The sequence below is a fragment of the Mesorhizobium montanum genome, from assembly GCF_033977145.1.
GTDB classification, from domain to species: domain Bacteria; phylum Pseudomonadota; class Alphaproteobacteria; order Rhizobiales; family Rhizobiaceae; genus Mesorhizobium; species Mesorhizobium montanum.
The window spans coordinates 55,356-72,169 of the sequence record NZ_JAVIJF010000032.1 but is presented as its reverse complement, the minus strand read 5'-3'; the positions used below and the strand labels follow the sequence as shown (position 1 = coordinate 72,169).

Annotated in this window: 14 protein-coding genes and 2 pseudogenes; 10 read left to right on the top strand and 6 right to left on the bottom strand. The window is 59.3% G+C overall.

Going from position 1 to position 16,814, the window contains the following annotated elements; genetic code table 11:
• A pseudogene (locus RFM68_RS31110) lies at positions 1–2,079 on the bottom strand (hypothetical protein); the annotation flags it as partial.
• Between the two features lie 657 nt (positions 2,080–2,736).
• Between RFM68_RS31110 and RFM68_RS31105 the strand changes: the two are divergent.
• Entirely contained in the window at positions 2,737–3,024 is a 288-nt protein-coding gene (locus RFM68_RS31105; protein ID WP_320230404.1) for a hypothetical protein, read from the top strand.
• A gap of 937 nt (positions 3,025–3,961) precedes the next feature.
• On the opposite strand, the gene RFM68_RS33545 is transcribed toward RFM68_RS31105, so the two are convergent.
• Genes RFM68_RS33545 through RFM68_RS31095 form a run of 3 tightly spaced genes read right to left on the bottom strand, consistent with a single transcriptional unit; the run spans position 3,962 to position 4,643 of the window.
• Positions 3,962–4,183, bottom strand: coding sequence for a hypothetical protein (locus tag RFM68_RS33545; RefSeq protein ID WP_347343993.1), 222 nt, complete (start codon positions 4,181–4,183; stop codon positions 3,962–3,964).
• A complete protein-coding gene (locus RFM68_RS31100; protein ID WP_320216488.1) occupies positions 4,162–4,374 on the bottom strand; it encodes a hypothetical protein in 213 nt (70 codons plus the stop codon). The genes RFM68_RS33545 and RFM68_RS31100 overlap by 22 nt, the downstream gene beginning before the upstream one ends.
• Positions 4,371–4,643 (bottom strand): helicase-related protein, encoded by a 273-nt coding sequence (locus RFM68_RS31095; RefSeq protein WP_320236796.1) that lies wholly within the window; start codon positions 4,641–4,643, stop codon positions 4,371–4,373. Before RFM68_RS31095 ends, RFM68_RS31100 begins: the two co-directional genes overlap by 4 nt.
• A 304-nt stretch (positions 4,644–4,947) precedes the next feature.
• Here RFM68_RS31095 and RFM68_RS31090 point away from each other — a divergent pair, with 304 nt between their 5' ends.
• Positions 4,948–6,294, top strand: a complete 1,347-nt coding sequence (locus RFM68_RS31090) for a Fic family protein (protein ID WP_320236790.1) — start codon at positions 4,948–4,950, stop codon at positions 6,292–6,294.
• A gap of 467 nt (positions 6,295–6,761) precedes the next feature.
• Here RFM68_RS31090 and RFM68_RS31085 read toward each other — a convergent pair whose 3' ends face one another.
• A complete protein-coding gene (locus tag RFM68_RS31085) occupies positions 6,762–6,908 on the bottom strand; it encodes a transposase (RefSeq protein ID WP_320216491.1) in 147 nt (48 codons plus the stop codon).
• A gap of 47 nt (positions 6,909–6,955) precedes the next feature.
• Between RFM68_RS31085 and RFM68_RS31080 the strand changes: the two genes are divergently transcribed.
• The 8 genes and pseudogenes from RFM68_RS31080 to RFM68_RS31045 all read left to right on the top strand — a co-directional run bounded on the left by RFM68_RS31080 (position 6,956) and on the right by RFM68_RS31045 (position 14,674).
• Positions 6,956–7,399: a homogentisate 1,2-dioxygenase gene (locus RFM68_RS31080; protein ID WP_320216492.1), complete on the top strand. Its 444-nt coding sequence runs from the start codon at positions 6,956–6,958 to the stop codon at positions 7,397–7,399.
• A 90-nt stretch (positions 7,400–7,489) separates the two neighbouring features.
• A complete protein-coding gene (nifB, locus tag RFM68_RS31075; protein WP_320236789.1) occupies positions 7,490–8,971 on the top strand; it encodes a nitrogenase cofactor biosynthesis protein NifB in 1,482 nt (493 codons plus the stop codon).
• A 33-nt stretch (positions 8,972–9,004) separates the two neighbouring features.
• Positions 9,005–9,199: a 4Fe-4S dicluster domain-containing protein gene (locus RFM68_RS31070; protein WP_320236788.1), complete on the top strand. Its 195-nt coding sequence runs from the start codon at positions 9,005–9,007 to the stop codon at positions 9,197–9,199.
• A gap of 97 nt (positions 9,200–9,296) precedes the next feature.
• Positions 9,297–9,621: pseudogene (locus RFM68_RS31065) on the top strand (nitrogen fixation protein NifZ).
• Positions 9,618–9,830: a putative nitrogen fixation protein NifT gene (gene nifT, locus RFM68_RS31060; RefSeq protein WP_040971429.1), complete on the top strand. Its 213-nt coding sequence runs from the start codon at positions 9,618–9,620 to the stop codon at positions 9,828–9,830. The pseudogene RFM68_RS31065 and the gene nifT overlap by 4 nt, the downstream one beginning before the upstream one ends.
• Positions 9,831–9,872: 42 nt before the next feature.
• Entirely contained in the window at positions 9,873–10,757 is an 885-nt protein-coding gene (locus tag RFM68_RS31055) for an SIR2 family protein (RefSeq protein ID WP_320236786.1), read from the top strand.
• A gap of 168 nt (positions 10,758–10,925) precedes the next feature.
• On the top strand, positions 10,926–12,713 hold the full coding sequence (locus RFM68_RS31050) for an ABC transporter ATP-binding protein (protein ID WP_320236785.1): 1,788 nt from the start codon (positions 10,926–10,928) through the stop codon (positions 12,711–12,713).
• Positions 12,713–14,674, top strand: a complete 1,962-nt coding sequence (locus RFM68_RS31045) for an ABC transporter ATP-binding protein (protein WP_320236784.1) — start codon at positions 12,713–12,715, stop codon at positions 14,672–14,674. Before RFM68_RS31050 ends, RFM68_RS31045 begins: the two co-directional genes overlap by 1 nt.
• Positions 14,675–15,042: 368 nt before the next feature.
• On the opposite strand, the gene RFM68_RS31040 is transcribed toward RFM68_RS31045, so the two are convergent.
• A complete protein-coding gene (locus RFM68_RS31040; protein ID WP_320236783.1) occupies positions 15,043–16,671 on the bottom strand; it encodes an MFS transporter in 1,629 nt (542 codons plus the stop codon).
• Positions 16,672–16,814 lie beyond the last annotated feature (143 nt).

Here is a 16,814-nt window from a genome sequence, read left to right as displayed (position 1 = left end):
CACCAGAGCCTGATAGCACACCGGCTCTTGCGTCCACTTGCCGAAGCCGTTCACCAGGATCGCCAAGCCTTGAGCAGTAAAATCGGAGAGCCCGACATCCGGGCGATCGGCGCGGCGAAGGACCTCCTCGCCAATGGCGACCGTGGCCTGCCGATTGCGCTCCTCTTGCGGCCACTTGCTGAAACCGTTCACCAGTATGGCCAGCTGCTGATGGGTAAATCCCTTGATTTTGTCGGCACGGGAGGCGATCTCCCCAGCCATGGCAACTGCAGCCTGGCGCATGCCTGGCTCTTGCGGCCATTTGCTGAAGCCATTCACCAAATTGGCCAGGCTCAGCGGAGCAAAGTCGGAGAGCCCGACATTTGGGTGATCGGCGCGGCGAAGGACCTCCCCGCCGATGGCGGCCGTGGCCTGCCGATTTCGCTCCTCCTGCGGCCACTTGCTGAAACCGTTCACCAGTATGGCCAGCTGCTGATGGGTAAATCCCTTGATTTTGTCGGCACGGGAGGCGATCTCCCCGGCGATGGCGACCGCCACCTGGCGCATGCCTGGCTCTTGCGGCCACTTGCTGAAGCCATTGATCAGATAGGCCAGCTCCTGACCAGGAAAACCGCGCAATCGGTTGGCGGCGCGACTGACCTCAGAGGCGATGGCGATCATCGCCTCGCGAGTGCTTGCCTGTTCCGGCCACTTGCTGAAACCGTTCACCAGATTGGCCAACTCTTGATTCGCAAATCCCTTGAGCTTTCCGGCTCGGGCAACGACCTCGCCGGCGATGGCAATGGTCGCCTCGCTCGTCTTCTGCTGGTCAGGCCACTTGCTGAAACCGTTCACCAGGTTGGCCAACTCTTGATACCCAAATCTGTTGAGCTCGCCGGCTCGGGTAACGACCTCGCCCGCAATGGAAACCGTCGCCTCGCGCGTCTGTTCGGGCCACTTGCTGAAACCGTTCGCCAGGTTCGCCAGATGTTGATCAGCGAATCCGCCGAGCTCTTTGGCACGCGCAACGATCTCGCCGGCGATGGCAACGGTAGCATGGCGCATGTCGAATTCTTCGGGCCATTTGCCGAACCCGTTCACCAGATTGGCCAACTCTTGATGTGGAAATCTATTGAGCTTGCCGGCGCGGCCAACGATCTCGGCGGCGATATCCGCCACAGCTTGGCGCAAATCCTGTTCTTCCGGGTACTTGCCGAAGCCATTGACCAGGTTCGACAGGCCCTGCGGGCTAAAATCGGAGAGCCGCTTGGCTCGGCCTGCAAGGCGCGTCACCTCGGTGCCGATAGCGCTAGTGGCTTTCCGACACTTCGCCTGGCTCGGCCATTTGCTGAAACCGTTCACCAGGTTCGCCAGGCCCTGCGGTTCGAAATCGGAAAGCCGATTGGCTCGGTCCGCGAGGTACGTCACCTCGGTGCCGATAGCGCTGGTGGCGTCCCGACACTCCGCTTGTTTCGGCCATTTGCTGAAGCCATTGACCAGATTGGTCAGGTTCTGCGGATTGAATTTGGAAAATCCCTCCGTCTCAGCGCGGCGAAGAACCTCACCAGCAACTGCGAAAGTGCCGTCGCCACACCCTGGCTGGTCAGGCCACTTGCTGAAGCCGTTCACCAGCAGCGAGAGGTTTCGAGCGTCGAGCTGGCGAAGCACTGCTGGGTTGTCGCTGCAGAATTCGCCGATCCTGACCGTGCCGTCGCGGCATTCCGCCAGTTGGGGATATCGGCCGAACGACAATGCCAAGAGCGGCAACGCGCGAGCATCTACATCGTCGAGGGCGCTGGTAGAGCTCGATACCTTGGCTGCCATGGCCCTGCAGGCCTGCATGCCCGGCTGACCTCCGAGTTCGCGGCTGACTGCGTTGGATACGGTCGCATATCCAAACGATTCTCCTTCACGGATGTCCTGTTCCCAGTTTGGCAGAAAGTGACGGGTGAATTGGACAGCGGCTCCTTGCAGGAATGCTGCCTGCTCTTCCTGGTCCCGCAGCATGCCGCTGTGGCGCACCACCGCACAGGAGAACTGAACGATGTCCCGAGCTCGACCAATGTCATCGAGGGCATTGTTGAACAGATTACTCGACATTGCGCGAGAGACGCGCTGCCGGGCTGCTTCGGAATGCCGTCCCGCTTGCAAATCGGCAGTTTGTCTATGCGGCGGTAGCCCGCCTCCGTGGGAAAGTTCGGACCGCTGCGCCTGGCGCGAGGGTCCGCCCTCGGCCCGCAAAGCACCTGATTGCTGCCGCGACCCTTCAGGCCGTTGAGAACCTATGCGGCGGCTACCGCGCGCGCTCCCATCGTCGCTGCGTGGCGGCCTGGCCTCCATGCCGGATGGAGTTTTTCCAAGCGAGGAGGCGGAGGTGTGTGAGCTTTCGGTGACGCCATCTCTGCGCCACGATCCGGCATCGGAACCCGAAGGGCCCGGTTGCCGCCGTGAGCCGGAACGGCTATCGCGCGCGCCTCCATCGTCACGGCGTGGCGGCCTGGCCTCCACGCCGGATGGGTTTCGACCATGCGACGGGGCGGAGGTGTGTGAGCTTTCGGTGACGCCATCTCTGCGCCGCGATCCGGCATCGGAACGCGAAGCAATCGCTTGCCGTCCTTGCCCATGAGACCGCTGCTCGCTTCCAAGACGGATGTTGGTTTCTACGCCATCGTCGGCACGTCGCTCTCCTGGCCCTGCGTTCCTTTCGGACGTGGTTTGTCGATGCGACAGGACCGGAGCGTAAGAACTTTCGCTTGCATGATCACCGCCTCCCGGCTCACCGTCAGAACGCAAAGCGCTTTCTTCCTGGCTTGCTTCACCTTCTGGCGCCAAAGGAAAACGGCGCCGCGCCATGCCCGTTCCGCGCAATGCGGAAGCGAAAAGTCGTGGTTGACCAACGGGGACGCGCGCGGACCGGTCCTGCGGGGTATCATCACCGCGGCCTGCGACGCGGCTGGAGGCAGCTTCGCTAGCCTGCGGCTCGCGGTGCGTCCGCTCGACAATCGAGTTGAACGCGTTTCCACCTTCTGCCGCGGCGTGACCTGATGCGGCGCGGGACCTGCCGTCCGGGGCGCCACCGGCTGGAGTGCCTCCGATGCGCGATCTTCCCGTCCGGCCGATGTTGGTCATGTTTCGTCTCCGATCCAGGCAACAACGCATCGCCTAAAGTGTGTGGAGCAACGACAGGCGAGCCAACATGGTCGTCGCTCAGGAACCCCAAAGCGCGCCTAGGGCACCGAACCCGGGAGCTCTGAAGAAAGCACCTTGTCCGATCGGTAAATCGAGCAGGCCCTTGGCCGGGCCGACGCTCGAATACCTTTCGCTCGCGGTCGGGAGGTCGCAATCACCTTCAACATCACCTAACAACCATTGCTCGCTTGAGGCGGAACGTAGCTTGGCTGACCTGACAACAAACTGACGCGCTATGAGAGCTGAGCAGAATCTGAGAGCCGCCGGAGCAAACCGTTGCTTTTTAGCCAAGGGACAATGGCCGGCTGAACTGACGTGCGAACGGTATGGCCGACGCGAGTACGTTAGACCGGCTGCGACCGTAAGGCACACGGAATCCAGCTGCTTGGAACGCCAGACTCCTATCCTCAGAGGGGACGTGACTCTCTCCGGAGTGAAGGTGCATCTATGACCAAGTGTGCGGCGAGCTCATCATGGCGAATCTCTTTTCCTTTCTGAATTGTTCGGCCGCAGAACGCCTCACCCCACCAAAATTGCAGATCCCGCATCGGCTCCGTAAACCTAGCCAGCAATGACGCGGGCGACGTACCCCGACATTCCACGGCGTTTGATCTCTGCTTGGTTGCAATGGTCGCAGCAGGCCCGAAAGCGTCGAGCCTTACCCCGGCTGCTGAACGCCCAATCCAGAACCCTGACCGAAAGGCTTGGGCGCCGGGCGATCTTCGGCCCCTGAAAATATTCCGAGATCGCGGTGCGCATGCAGGACCGGGTCCTCATTAGCTCGCTGACCTGATCAAATGATGATGGCGCTGCTCCAGCATCTGCTCCCGGTCGAGCGCGAGTACCTGTGCTGTCTCCACCGTTTTCTCCGCCATGAAACGCAGCCTTGAGATATCGCGGCCGACGCTCGAACCACGGAAGGCTTCCCGTCCCTTCCCGCGCGGCCGAATTCCTGCAGCTGGTTTTCGACCGATGCCGACTGCTGCCAATGGATTACGAGGCGGACGTTCGGCACGTCGAGCCCATGCCAAAGGCATTGGTGCAGATCATCTGGTCTACGGAGGGCTTGCTCTGCCCGAGGAACCTTTCGACCAGCTCCTGTATGCAGGACTGGGTTCTCATCAGCTCGTTGATCTCATCAATTTGATGATACCGCTGCTCCAGCATTTGCTTCGGATCGAGCGCAGAGACCTGTGCAGCCTTCACTGTTTCTCGGCCATGAAACGCAGCCTTGAGATGTCGCGGCCCACGCTCGAACCGTTGTGGAACATGACCGCCACCCCATCCCGTCCGGCGCGGCCGAATTCATGTAGCTGGTGCTCAACCGACACCGACTGCTGCCAACGGATCACGAGGCGGACGTTCGGCACGTCGAGCCCCATACCAAAGGCATTGGTGCAGATGATGGTCCACGGTCGGTCTGCTTTGCGTAAGGAACCGCTTGACGAGCTCCTGCCGTTCCCATGCGTCCCCAAGTTTGGAATGATAGAGCGGCACTTCAAGCCCGAGACCGCGCAGGGCCGCTTGCAGCTCCTCGCCGACGTTCGTTGACGGTACTAGACCATCGCCTTCTGTCCCTGGAGCTGAGGTGTACGCACGAGAGATGCGATTTCCCGTGCTCGCATGCAGCTTTTATGCTGGCAATCCAATACTCGAAAGTCGTTTATTATCAGTTGCTTGCGGTACCAATTTATGCATTCCGCGCCCTTCTAGGACAGATGCTTGCAATTATGCAGATTTTATGCATTTATTGGATGAAACGATAAAGGCGGCGCCATTATGCATCCCGTACTTCGCGTCCCGGAACTCCAGGGCCTGGAAAAGAACATCTATGAGACCCTCGTTCGGCGTGGCGGTAACGGGCTCTCGCAGGCCAAGATAATCCAGTTGTTAGAGCTTGCCCCATCCAGTCAGTCTTCGGTTTCAAGAGCTCTTGCCAAACTCGGCGCAGCCGGGCTTGTCGAGAAGTCTGGAACCACGAGAGATGCGTCGTTCAGCCTAACGGCGGAAGCGAAGTGGTTTGCGATTCCAGGCCACCTTCGACCCCAGGTCAAATACGATCCAGACCGCTTTGGATCCTACGACCCTAACGTTGCACCCTGGCTTGATCCTGCTTCGCATGCGCTCATGTCCGAGTCCGTCGGAAAGGGTAGCCTAGAGCTCGACCCTTCCACCTACACGCGTGAAATTGCCGAAAGATTCTTGATCGAGATGTCCTGGGCTTCTTCGGCGCTTGAAGGAAATACTTATTCCCTGCCTGAGACCGAGGCGCTCATCAAATACGCGGAGGTCGCGGGGGGAAAGTCTGAAATCGAAGTCCAAATGATCTTGAACCACAAGCAGGCGATTGGCTGGGTTATCGACAACATTGCGACAGTGGAGATCGCTCCGGAGACGGTGATGAGACTGCACGCGATGCTCATGCGCACTCTGGTCAGGCAGAACAATCTCGGCGCGGTTCGACGGGACCCGGTTAGCATCACGACCAGTTCATATGTTCCGTCGTCCGACCACACCGAGTTATCAATGGGACTTTCGGAGCTCTGCTGGAAGGCGTCCACAGCGAAAGACCCGTTCGAGGCCTCCTTCGCTTTGCTTGCAGGCATCGCTTACCTGCAGCCCTTCATCGATGGCAACAAGAGGACCGGGCGACTGCTCAGCAACATCCCGCTACTGAAAGCAGGACTGCCTCCCATCTCCTTCATCGGAGTGGGTAGAGCCGCTTACGGGATCGGCATGACGACATGGTACGAACTGGCTGATACAAGCCACCTCGGTAAAGCGATCGCCGAAGGCTATGCAATCACAGCGCCGTCCTACCTTGTGGCAACCACCACCAAGAGAGTGCCCCGCTCAGTGGAGATCAGAATGCGACGGCGCCTTGACGACGCCGTCGCGGAGTATCTCAGCCAGGCAGTCGCCAGTCCCGATTTGATGCCAAGCGATTTCGCGAGAGCCGCATTCAGGGAGCTCGAGGGAGAAGACCTGGATGTCATAGTTCAGTCCTTCGCGGACATCATCGCGGCTATCAATGAGTTGAACTGCGTCGCATACGGTGTTGCGCCTGACCTTGTCGAAAAATATCACAGGGTGAAACCCGGCGGAGGCGCACACGTTGGACCGTAGGCCTCCTGCATAAATCGCAACGGCAAACACTTGATATAACGATATATTTTTCGGCCAAAGCAATTTTGCATGAAAGATGCATAAATTGACGCCTTCCAATGAGTCCGCCGTCTCCGTCATCAATCCGAATGAGCAGACCGCTTTCGAGTTAGTAAAGCGATATTGGAAGCTGTCCTCGGCGAGATCGGCAGGGCGTTCTAATACCGCTGCGACGGAGAACTGGGCTTCAGATTACCCTAATCGGCGGGACACCATGCCTGCAGGGACTGAGTGGCTTGCGACGCAGTGAGTGCAAAAGCATCATCGTGGCACTGCCGGACGCTGACGAAATGCCTGGGACCGCGCCCTCCCTTTGTGGCATATTCGGGTGCGCCTTTCTCCATTTCGGCAGAAAGCGTGTCCTTGTATCACGACCATTTCGTTACGCGAGTCATCAGCGTTTGCAGGCTCATAGATGAAGGTCCGCATCATGCCTTTCCCGCACCGGACTCGTCGAGCTTCGGCGTCAGTCCCAGGATAGGCCCCACCGCCTTGGAGCTTCTGAAGCGCTGCAGAATGTCGATCGTCGCGGCATAGGCGAGCGCCACCACGTCGCCAACACCGAGAACCGTCATCAAGCACCGGCAGGTCGCGTTATTCCTGGTTATCGTGAGCACTTTTTGTGCAGGCGAGCCAATTCGGCGCGCACTACCGCCGGGCGGCAAGCAGCCTCCATGATCTCTTCGAGATCGGGCATGCCTTCGACGAGCTCGCAAATCCGCTCCTGCGCAAGCCGAATACCCATCTGCCCGGCTCGCTGCCCCAGGGGCGCAACTCGCCGCAGCGGCCGGCCTACGGCCTCTATGCCGAGCAGCTTTCGGGCTCGCCCTTCACCGCGGCGCGTGGCACCAAAAGCGTTCCTGGCTCTACCGCATCCGGCCGAGCTTCCGGCACACCGGCCGCTTCAAGGCACTATCTGCTTGGGAAGACCGCGCCCAATCTCGGCGACCATGAGGTGGCGCTCGACGAGCATCGCTGGAACCCGGCCGATGCCGAGCGAGCCGACCTGTTCAAGTCGCAAGTCCGACAAAAATGTGACGTAACGAACAGGTGGAATCGCGCATGAAAGCCAACATATTGAACTAAAACCCCTTTTTGAGCTGGCACAACTTTTGCGCTTTGAACTGCAACGTCCACCCCAGGAACGGAGCCGTTCATGTCTTTACCGACGATTTCGCTTGAGAGTTTGGTCAGCACCAAATCCTTCGACAAGTTGCTGACGATCGCGAAATCCGCCGGCTGCGCATCTTCATCCTGCGGCTCGTCCGCAAAGCCGGACGAGATGGACTCCGCGGTCTGGGAGAAGATCAAGGACCATCCATGCTATTCCGAAGAGGCGCACCATTATTTCGCGCGCATGCATGTGGCAGTCGCGCCAGCCTGCAACATCCAGTGCAACTACTGCAATCGCAAATATGACTGTGCCAATGAAAGCCGGCCCGGGGTCGTCTCGGAAAAGCTGACCCCAGACCAGGCGCGACGCAAGGTGATCGCGGTCGCCAACGAAGTGCCCCAGCTTTCCGTGCTCGGGATCGCCGGACCGGGCGACGCTTGTTACGACTGGAAGAAGACAAAGGCAACTTTCGAACGCGTTGCCAGGGAAATCCGCGACATCAAGCTGTGCATCTCCACCAACGGTCTCGCGTTGCCGGATCGTGTAGCCGAGCTTGCTGACATGAATGTCGATCATGTGACAATCACCATCAACATGGTCGACCCCGAAATCGGCGCAAAGATCTATCCTTGGATCTTTTACAACCATCGCCGCTATACCGGCATCGACGCTGCCAGGATCCTGCACAAGCGGCAGATGTTGGGCCTGGAGATGCTGACCGCGCGCGGCATCCTCACCAAGATCAATTCGGTGATGATCCCCGGCGTCAACGGCGAACACCTGATCGAGGTCAACAAATGGGTAAAGGAGCGCGGCGCGTTCCTGCACAATGTCATGCCACTGATTTCCGACCCGGCGCACGGTACGCATTTCGGCCTGACCGGGCAGCGCGGCCCAACGGCGTTGGAACTGAAGACGCTTCAGGATCGCCTTGAAGGTGGCGTCAAGCTGATGCGCCATTGCCGGCAGTGCCGGGCCGACGCTGTCGGCCTGCTTGGCGAGGACCGTGGCCAGGAGTTCACGATCGACCAGATTTCGGACGACATCACCTACGACGCCAGCAAACGCAAGGCCTATCGGGAGGTGGTCGCGCGCGAGCGCGGCGATCACGTGGCGGCCAAAAGCCAAGCGGTCGCGACGGTCAAGGCAACAGGTTCCAGCAAATCGCTCCACATCGCTGTGGCGACCAAGGGCGGCGGCCGGATCAACGAGCATTTCGGCCATACGACGGAATTCCAGGTTTATGAGGCCTCCCAGAGGGGGATCAGCTTCATCGGGCATCGCAAGGTCGAGCAGTATTGCCTCGGCGGCCGAGGCGCGGACGCCACCCTCGAAGGCGTCATAGCTGCGCTCAAAGGTGTCGACATCGTGCTGTGCGTCAAGATCGGAGATTGCCCCAAGGATCAGCTCGCGGAAGCTGGAATCCGGGCAGTGGATGCTTATGGCTACGACTACATCGAGACCGCTATCAGCGCGCTTTACGCCTCCGAGTTTGGGAGCGAACCACTGGCGGCGACGGCTTGAGCGTCTCGTCCCAACCGAATCAGGAGTTGAGAAATGGCCTTCAAGATCATCGCCTCGCAATGCACGCAATGCGGTGCCTGCGAGTTCGAATGTCCATCGAATGCGATCAAATTCAAGGGCGAGACCTACGTGATCGATCCGAAGCAGTGCACCGAATGCAAGGAGGCCTTCGATACCCAGCAATGCGCCTCGGTATGCCCGGTGCCGGGGACCTGCATTCCCGCCTAACCTCCAATCGGGTTAGCGGCACGGTCGGGGTCGCTTCCGGAGCACGCCATGACCTCCTTTGTTAACGAACTGCAGCCGCGAGAAAGGAAGGAAAGGCATGGGCCTCGGACGCGAACAGGAGGTCGAGATCCGCAAGCCTCCACGATTTATGCCGGGCGAGCGGGTCCGTGCCACACGCCACATAAAAAATGACGGCACCTATCCCGGTAGGGAGATAGGCGCAAACCTCGTGCGGAAGGGCGATGAAGGCTATGTGCGCGACATCGGCACCTTTCTCCAGCAATTCTACATCTATGCGGTCGAATGGTTCGATCGCGGCACCGTCGTTGGCATGCGCGCCCACGAACTGATCAGCCTCGACAAATCCGAGGATCCTTATGCCGAAATCACTTGTGGTCACTAACAAGGGAACAGCCCGATGAAGGTTATGATCCGCAAGACCGACGCCGGCCTATCGGCGTATGTGCCCAAGAAGGATCTCGAAGAGCCGATCATCGGCGTCGAGAATGAAGAGCTATGGGGAGGGTCTATAACGCTCAGGAACGGCTGGCGGCTCGTTCTGCCCGACCTTCCGCGAGATACACCTTTGCCAATCACCGTCGAGGCAAGAAAGATTTCCGACGAGGATTGATGCCGCAGGTCGGCAACCGGAGAGCGTCAACGGGAAACGAGCATGAATAAGATTCTGGCCTTGGGCCATCTTGTGATCAATCGGGACAGTCATGCCGCAAAGCAGCTTAACCTGCTGAAGAAGGCTCTCTGCGCCGATGAGATCATCCCGTATCTGGGTCCCGACTTGCTTCGGCTTAGGTACGGGGAACCACCGGTACCGCACACGCCGCAAGCCGTTGCCGCCGCATTCAACGCGCGGGCGCCCGCTCCTTCCAAGATTCGCACCAATATGTGGTCGGTCGCTCAATTCATCGAGCAGCGCCGGCATCGGCGGACGCTCCAAGCCTGGATGGCTGAGATATTCGCAGGGCCGGTGGCGCCGACCGTTTTCCATGCCTGGCTCGCGACACTTCCCCTCTCGCTGATCGTCGATACCTGGTACGACGGCGCCATGCGCGCGGCCCTCATAGACACCGGCCGCACTGATGTCGTCGAAATTCAAGGCGTCACGCGGGCGCACGCAATTGGCGACGTTTGGACGAAACCGTACGATTTGTCTGGAACGGAACTCCAACCAGACTCGGCGGCAACGACGGTCCTCTATACGCCGCACGGCAGCGTCAAGCCGGCGGCAAACTTCCTTATCGCAGATTCGGATTACGTCGAGGCCCTAACCGAAATCGATATCCAGACTCCGATCCCTCGAGCCGTGAAGGAACGGCGCACCAAGCGCGGCTTCTTCTTCTTCGGCTGCCGGTTCGACGACCAGATGCTGCGCACCTACGCCAGACAGGTCATCAAGCGCTCAAGCGGCCCGCACTTCGCGGCTATGGATTCGGCAACGCTGACCAAAAACGAACGCCGCTTCCTTGCAGCAAACGCAATCACGGTCATAGACATGCCGGCAGGCGAAGCCGCGGCTCAACTGGTTGGGACAGGCGTCTAGCAGGGTGGCCAGCTTTGCATATCAGGGTTCATTTGACGGGAGAGTCATCCAGCTCAAGGCCCCCCAAGATCAATCTGGAATGCACCCTCGAACGGTAAGGATATTCGCGGCGTGACGAAGCCCAGGAATTCGCTCGCGCACGTAAAGGCGGCCGCTTCGGACCGGGGCTTGAGCACGATAGCGCGCCTTACCCGGATGAATTTGCGGCATTCTTGGCAGGTCGCCGTCGCTATCGGCTCGACACTCGTCGCGGCATCGCTCCAATTGCTAATCCCCGAGCTCCTCGGCCAGGCCATCGACCAGACCCAGACCGCCGTCAGCGGGGGTGCCAGCGCGGCGGCAGCGCAAGAGGCGCTGCGGACCTCGGCTTTCGTGCTGCTTGCCGTCAGCGTGCTGCGCGGCCTTTTCACGCTGGCTCAGAACTATTTTGCCGAAGCGGTCGGACATCACGTCGCGTATGAACTGCGGGTAGCTTGTTATGAGAAGATCCAGCGGCTCAGCTTTTCTTTTCATGACCAGGCGCACTCGGGCGATCTGATTACGATCGGCATGCTCGATGTGGACGGCGTGCGGACGTATCTTTCTACCGCTCTGGTTCGCGCCGTCCTGCTCGTCATGTTGATCGGGATCGGCGCCTATATGTTGATTTCCACCAACGTGGTTCTTGGCCTCCTCGCGCTGAGCTTCGTGCCCTTCGTCGGGTGGCTCTCATCAATCACCCAGCTCAAGCTGCGCGCCACCTGGCTTGACCTGCAGGAGCGGCTTTCGGTCCTCAGCCGCGTCATGGAAGAGAATTTCGGCGGCATCCGGGTTGTTCGCGCCTTTGCGGCGCAGGCCTACGAGATGCTGAAGTTCGACCGCGCATCAAAGAGTGCGCTTGGCCTCATGCACGAACGTGTTGAGATTTACGTGCGCAACATTTCCGCGATGAATTTCTCCTTCTTTTTAGCGATGGGACTGGTCCTGTGGATCGGCGGGAACAAAGTCATTGCGGGCGAAATCAGCGTGGGCAAACTTACGACGTTCCTGACCTTTATGACCATCTTACAGATGCCGGTTCGCCAGATAGGCTTGATGGTCGACGGCTTCGCCCGCGCCTCGACGTGCGGTTCGCGCCTATTCGGGTTGCTCGATCTGGATATCGCGATCAAGGACACAGCAGACGCTAAACCGCTCGAAATCAGCGAGGGCACCCTGCGCTTCGACAATGTTTCATTCGCCTATCCCGACGCCGAGAACCGCCCATTTCTGAAGAATATCAGTTTCGCGGCCCGCAAGAGCGAAACGATCGCTATTGTCGGCCCGCCCGGCTCCGGCAAGTCGACGATGGCTCATCTGGTCCCTCGTTTTTACGACGTCACCGGCGGCGTCATCACGCTTGACGGCCAGGATATCCGCGAGGTCACCCTCGCCACGCTTCGCAGGGCGGTCGCGGTCGTGCAGCAGGATGCATTCCTTTTCACTACGACGATCGAAAACAATATCGCCTATGGCGATCCCTGGGCCAAGGAACAGTGGATCGAGCGAGCGAGCGAGTCAGCTCAGCTTCACGACTATATTCTCGACCTGCCGGCCGGCTACAAAACGGTGGTGCGCGAGCGCGGCGTTTCCCTTTCGGGCGGCCAGCGTCAGCGCCTGGCGATCGCTCGCACGATGATGATGCGCCCGTCGGTCATCATCTTCGACGACTCGACTGCCGCGATCGATGCAGCCACAGAGCAGCGCATTCGGCGCGCCATGCGACTCTTTGCCAAGGATCGCGTGACCATCATCATCGGCCACCGGCTGAGTTCGCTCATGCATGCCGACCACATCCTGTTTATCGAGAACGGCGAGATTGTCGAGCGTGGCACTCATGAAGACCTTCTGGCGAAGGGTGGACGCTATAAGGCCCTTTACGATCTCCAGGTGCGCCCACTTGATGACATGCTGCCCGAACAAGAGGGGGCGAGCTGATGCTCCAAACCGGACAAGTCGAGACGGAACGCAACGACGCCCGCGACCACGACCGGCGTCCGCCGCATGCGGTCGTCGGCTCGCACCACATCGAAGAGGAAATATTCGGGCGGGCGTTTGATAAGAATATCGTACGACGCATTTGGGTGTTCGTCCGGCCCTACCGCACAAAACTGATCATCTCGGTTGCTGCGATGTTGATCCTGACCGGCACGCAGCTTCTCGTCCCGCTGACCATCCGCTTTGCGATCGACCACGGCCTGCACCCGGAAAGTGGCGATCGGTCGGCCCTGCTTGCAGCCGCCTGCGCCTTCCTTCTCACCATTTCGGTCAATTTTGCCGTCAGCTATACGCAAGAGATCGTGGTCTACAAAATGGCGCAGAATATTCTGTTCGATATGCGCCGCGCCACGTTCGGCCATCTGCAGGACGTGGCGCTTTCTTTCATGGACAAGACAGAGGTAGGACGGCTGATGTCGCGTCTGCAGGGCGACGTTAATTCTATGCAGGAATTCCTTGAGACGTCAGTCTTTTCGCTGGGCGACATCACTCTTCTCTTTGGCATCATCTTCGTCATGCTGTGGCTCGACGTTCGCTTGGGGCTCCTTACGCTCTCAGTGCTGCCGGTTCTCCTCATCGTGCGCATCTTCTGGCTGCCGCGCGCCCGGGACGCCTTCATGGCCGCCAATGAGGCCAATTCGGTTTCCAATGGCGCGCTGGCTGAAGCCATTCACGGCGTACGGGCAGTGCAGTCGATGGACCGCCAGCAGGTCAACTTAATTCTTTACGATGACAAGGCTCACGCCAGTCTCATGACACATCTGACCGCCGCCAAATACGCTCAGATCATGGTGCCGATCGTCGATAGCCTTATGGGCGTTGCCATGGCTGTCGTCATCGTCATCGGCGGCTCGATGGTCATGAACGACCGCATTGACGTGGGTGCGATGGTCGCTTTCCTCTTCTACATCCAACGCTTCTTCGATCCGATCCGCTCGCTCACCTTGCAATATTCGATTATGCAACGCGCGATGGCGTCGGGAAAGCGCCTGACCGACGTGCTTGACGTCAAGGTTGAGGTCCAGGACAAACCGAACGCCAGGGTGCTTTCGCCCGAGATGGACGGCTCGATCGAGTTCAGGAACGTTACTTTCGGCTATGATGCCAAGCATCCGGTATTGAAGGACGTGTCGTTTCGGGTCAATCCCGGCGAAACCGTCGCCCTGGTCGGCCCGACCGGTTCAGGTAAATCGAGCGCAGTGGCCCTCGTCCGCCGCTTCTATGATGTCCAGGAGGGCCAAGTGCTGGTCGGCGGATATGATGTGCGCGATCTCACCCAGGAATCGCTTGGCCGTCAGGTCGCCATGGTGCTGCAGGAGCCGTTCCTTTTTACCGGCACGGTTTTCGAAAACATCCGCTACCACAAGGCTGAAGCCACGCGCGAAGAGGTAATCGAGGCCGCCATGGCGGTCGGCGCGCACAGCTTCATCGTGCGCCTTCCTGGTGCATACGATGCCGCTCTAGGTGAACGCGGTGGCAATCTCTCGCTGGGCCAACGCCAGCTTATCAGCTTCGCGCGCGCTCTCGTGGCAAATGCCAAGATCCTCGTCCTCGACGAGGCAACGGCCAATATCGACAGCTACACGGAAATGCTAATCCAAAAGGCACTGGTAAGGCTCCTCGAAGGCCGCACGGGCCTCGTCATCGCCCATCGCCTTGTCACGGTCCGAGGCGCCGACCGTCTCATCGTTCTCCAGAATGGCAAAGTCGCCGAAACCGGCAAGCACGACCAGTTGATCGCCAGAGGCGGTCTCTATTCCAAACTCTACAGGCTCAACCACGCCTCGTTCGACGACACGCCCGATGAGCAACTCGACACCTCCGAAGCAGCGGACTACCGATCTGAGGCGCGAAGCTCCGAGGAGCCAGCGCATTCGTGCAAGCGCTTTGCCGAGCGGTGATAGCCGACGCGTCGCCGGCTTTGCACAAGCAGATCGAGCGCCTGTGCGATGCCGAGATCGCCACCACCCATGACGAGCATTTTGATTTTCACGAAAAGGCTCGCGATAGGTCCCGTGACTTTTGTCCAAGCCTCGCGGCGTCTCAGAAAAGCACGCGTCATGGACTGGCTGAAGCCCGACGAGGATCGGTTATTCATTGTCGTAGCATAGATCGCCGAAATCTGACGTGGCGTTAGCCTCATGGGCGAAGATGCAAACGCTACGCGCTTGGCGCACAGCTGGCCCAAGATCTGCCCCAAGTTTTGAGCAAACGGGCTTCCGGACGACGCCGCCTTCTCTTGAGCCAAGTTATTGGTTTGCGGTTTCGTTCAAGTCCTGTCCAAATGAGGCCGGAGCGGCATATCGTCATGTACGCTCACGGTTTGCCGTTCGATCTTGTGGTGAATTTTGGGCGGGCAGTCGCCACAGTGCAGGGCCTCAAGGCGCGCAACGATTTCGGCGTCATCTTGGGTCTGCCTCTTGTTGTGGCGAACATACTCGACCCAAGTTGGCACATGATAACACTCGGTCCACAGTTCGGGCTTTTCGAGGTCACGCAGCAGCGCCCATTGCCTGGCTCCATCTCGCAGTCGGGCTTTCCGCCATGATGCCATCACATTGAGAAATTCTGGAACGTCTTTCTGGTGAATACGATAATCGACCATTATCATGATCGGACCGCTTCGTGGTCGCAGGTCAAGCCGCAGGGTTGGCTCGCAGAACGTGTTGGTCGGATCGAGTTTGAGCGTTTCAAGATCCGGAAGACGCAAAATAACGCCGAGCAGTCCGCCAAATACAAGAACCAAGCTTGCGATGAGCAAGGCTCCCGAAACGCCTTGCAGATCCGCTAACTGGCCCCAGAGCCAGCTTCCCGCTGCCATGCCGCCATATGCGGCCGTCTGATAGAGAGAGAGGGCTCGTCCCACCACCCACCGAGGCGCCGAAAGCTGAACTGTGACGTTAAACAGCGAGAATGACTGGATCCATGCCGCACCGGCTGGCATGACGAGGAGGCAGCTAAGCCAAACGTGCTCGCTCCACGACAGAAGCAAGCAGCTGATCGCCAGTGTAAAAAACGCACCGCGAACGACCCATTCGTTGGAGAGAATTTCGCGGGCGCGTCCGATGAGGAGCGCGCCACAGATCGCTCCCAAACCGAAAAAGCCAAGCATGACCCCGTAGGTGACCGCAGTGCCCTTAACCTGTTCGCGAACAACCAACGGCAGGAGAGCCAAAATGACGACTGCGGTGAGGCCGAAAATGAAACTCCGGCACATCAGTTTGAGAAGGTTTGGCGACAGAAGCACATAGCGGAATCCTGCCGCTATCGCGCTTCCGAAAGCCTCCCGCGGCAGCGCTCGTCGCGCCGGTACAGTTTTCCAGCGTAACAGCGCGGCGATCAGGGCGACGTAGCAAAATACATTGAAGAGAAACGCGAAGGCCGCCCCGGCGGTCGCCACGATTATGCCGCCAATCGCCGGTCCGATGCTGCGCATGAGGTTGTAGCTCATGCCGTTGAGCGCAACTGCGCTTGGGAGGTCTTCGCGAGGCAGGATATCTCCCATCGAGGCTTGCCACGACGGATCGTGCAATGCCCAACCACAGCCGATCAGGAACGTGAGACCCAAAAGGGTCCAGGGTGTGATTTCCCCGGCGTAGGTCAAGAGCGCCAGGGACGCTGATACGCAAACCATCAGCAGTTGCGCCATTAGCATGATCCGGCGACGGTCAAAGTTATCCGCAAGCGCTCCGGCTGCGAGCGAGAAGATCATGTAGGGCAAGGTGGTCGATGCCTGTACGAGCGCCACCATTCCATGGGAGCTGGCAATACTCGTCATCAGCCACGCAGCCGCCACACCTTCAACTAGCGTCCCAAGATTCGAAACAAGGGCCGCCGACCACAGAGAACGGAATGTCTTGTGCTGAAAGGGTACGAGTGGAGATGTTCTCTTCGCCATTGTGGGAAGCTTCGGAATCGACCGCGAGGCTGGATCTCTTCAGCTCACTCAACCACGGCCTCGCGGCCCAAGCCAAGCTGCCACAGTGAGCGCGCCTGCTAACCCAGGCAGATAATTGTGGGCAGACGCTCAACCGCTGGCGA

Bases quoted from the DNA above. Each gene is read 5' to 3' on its own strand.
- RFM68_RS31105 (WP_320230404.1), top strand. From the start codon at position 2,737: ATGATCACCGCCTCCCGGCTCACCGTCAGAACGCAAAGCGCTTTCTTC.
- RFM68_RS31090 (WP_320236790.1), top strand. From the start codon at position 4,948: ATGCATCCCGTACTTCGCGTCCCGGAACTCCAGGGCCTGGAAAAGAAC.
- RFM68_RS31085 (WP_320216491.1), bottom strand. From the start codon at position 6,908: ATGACGGTTCTCGGTGTTGGCGACGTGGTGGCGCTCGCCTATGCCGCG.
- nifB (WP_320236789.1), top strand. From the start codon at position 7,490: ATGTCTTTACCGACGATTTCGCTTGAGAGTTTGGTCAGCACCAAATCC.
- RFM68_RS31070 (WP_320236788.1), top strand. From the start codon at position 9,005: ATGGCCTTCAAGATCATCGCCTCGCAATGCACGCAATGCGGTGCCTGC.
- nifT (WP_040971429.1), top strand. From the start codon at position 9,618: ATGAAGGTTATGATCCGCAAGACCGACGCCGGCCTATCGGCGTATGTG.
- RFM68_RS31055 (WP_320236786.1), top strand. From the start codon at position 9,873: ATGAATAAGATTCTGGCCTTGGGCCATCTTGTGATCAATCGGGACAGT.
- RFM68_RS31045 (WP_320236784.1), top strand. From the start codon at position 12,713: ATGCTCCAAACCGGACAAGTCGAGACGGAACGCAACGACGCCCGCGAC.
- RFM68_RS31040 (WP_320236783.1), bottom strand. From the start codon at position 16,671: ATGGCGAAGAGAACATCTCCACTCGTACCCTTTCAGCACAAGACATTC.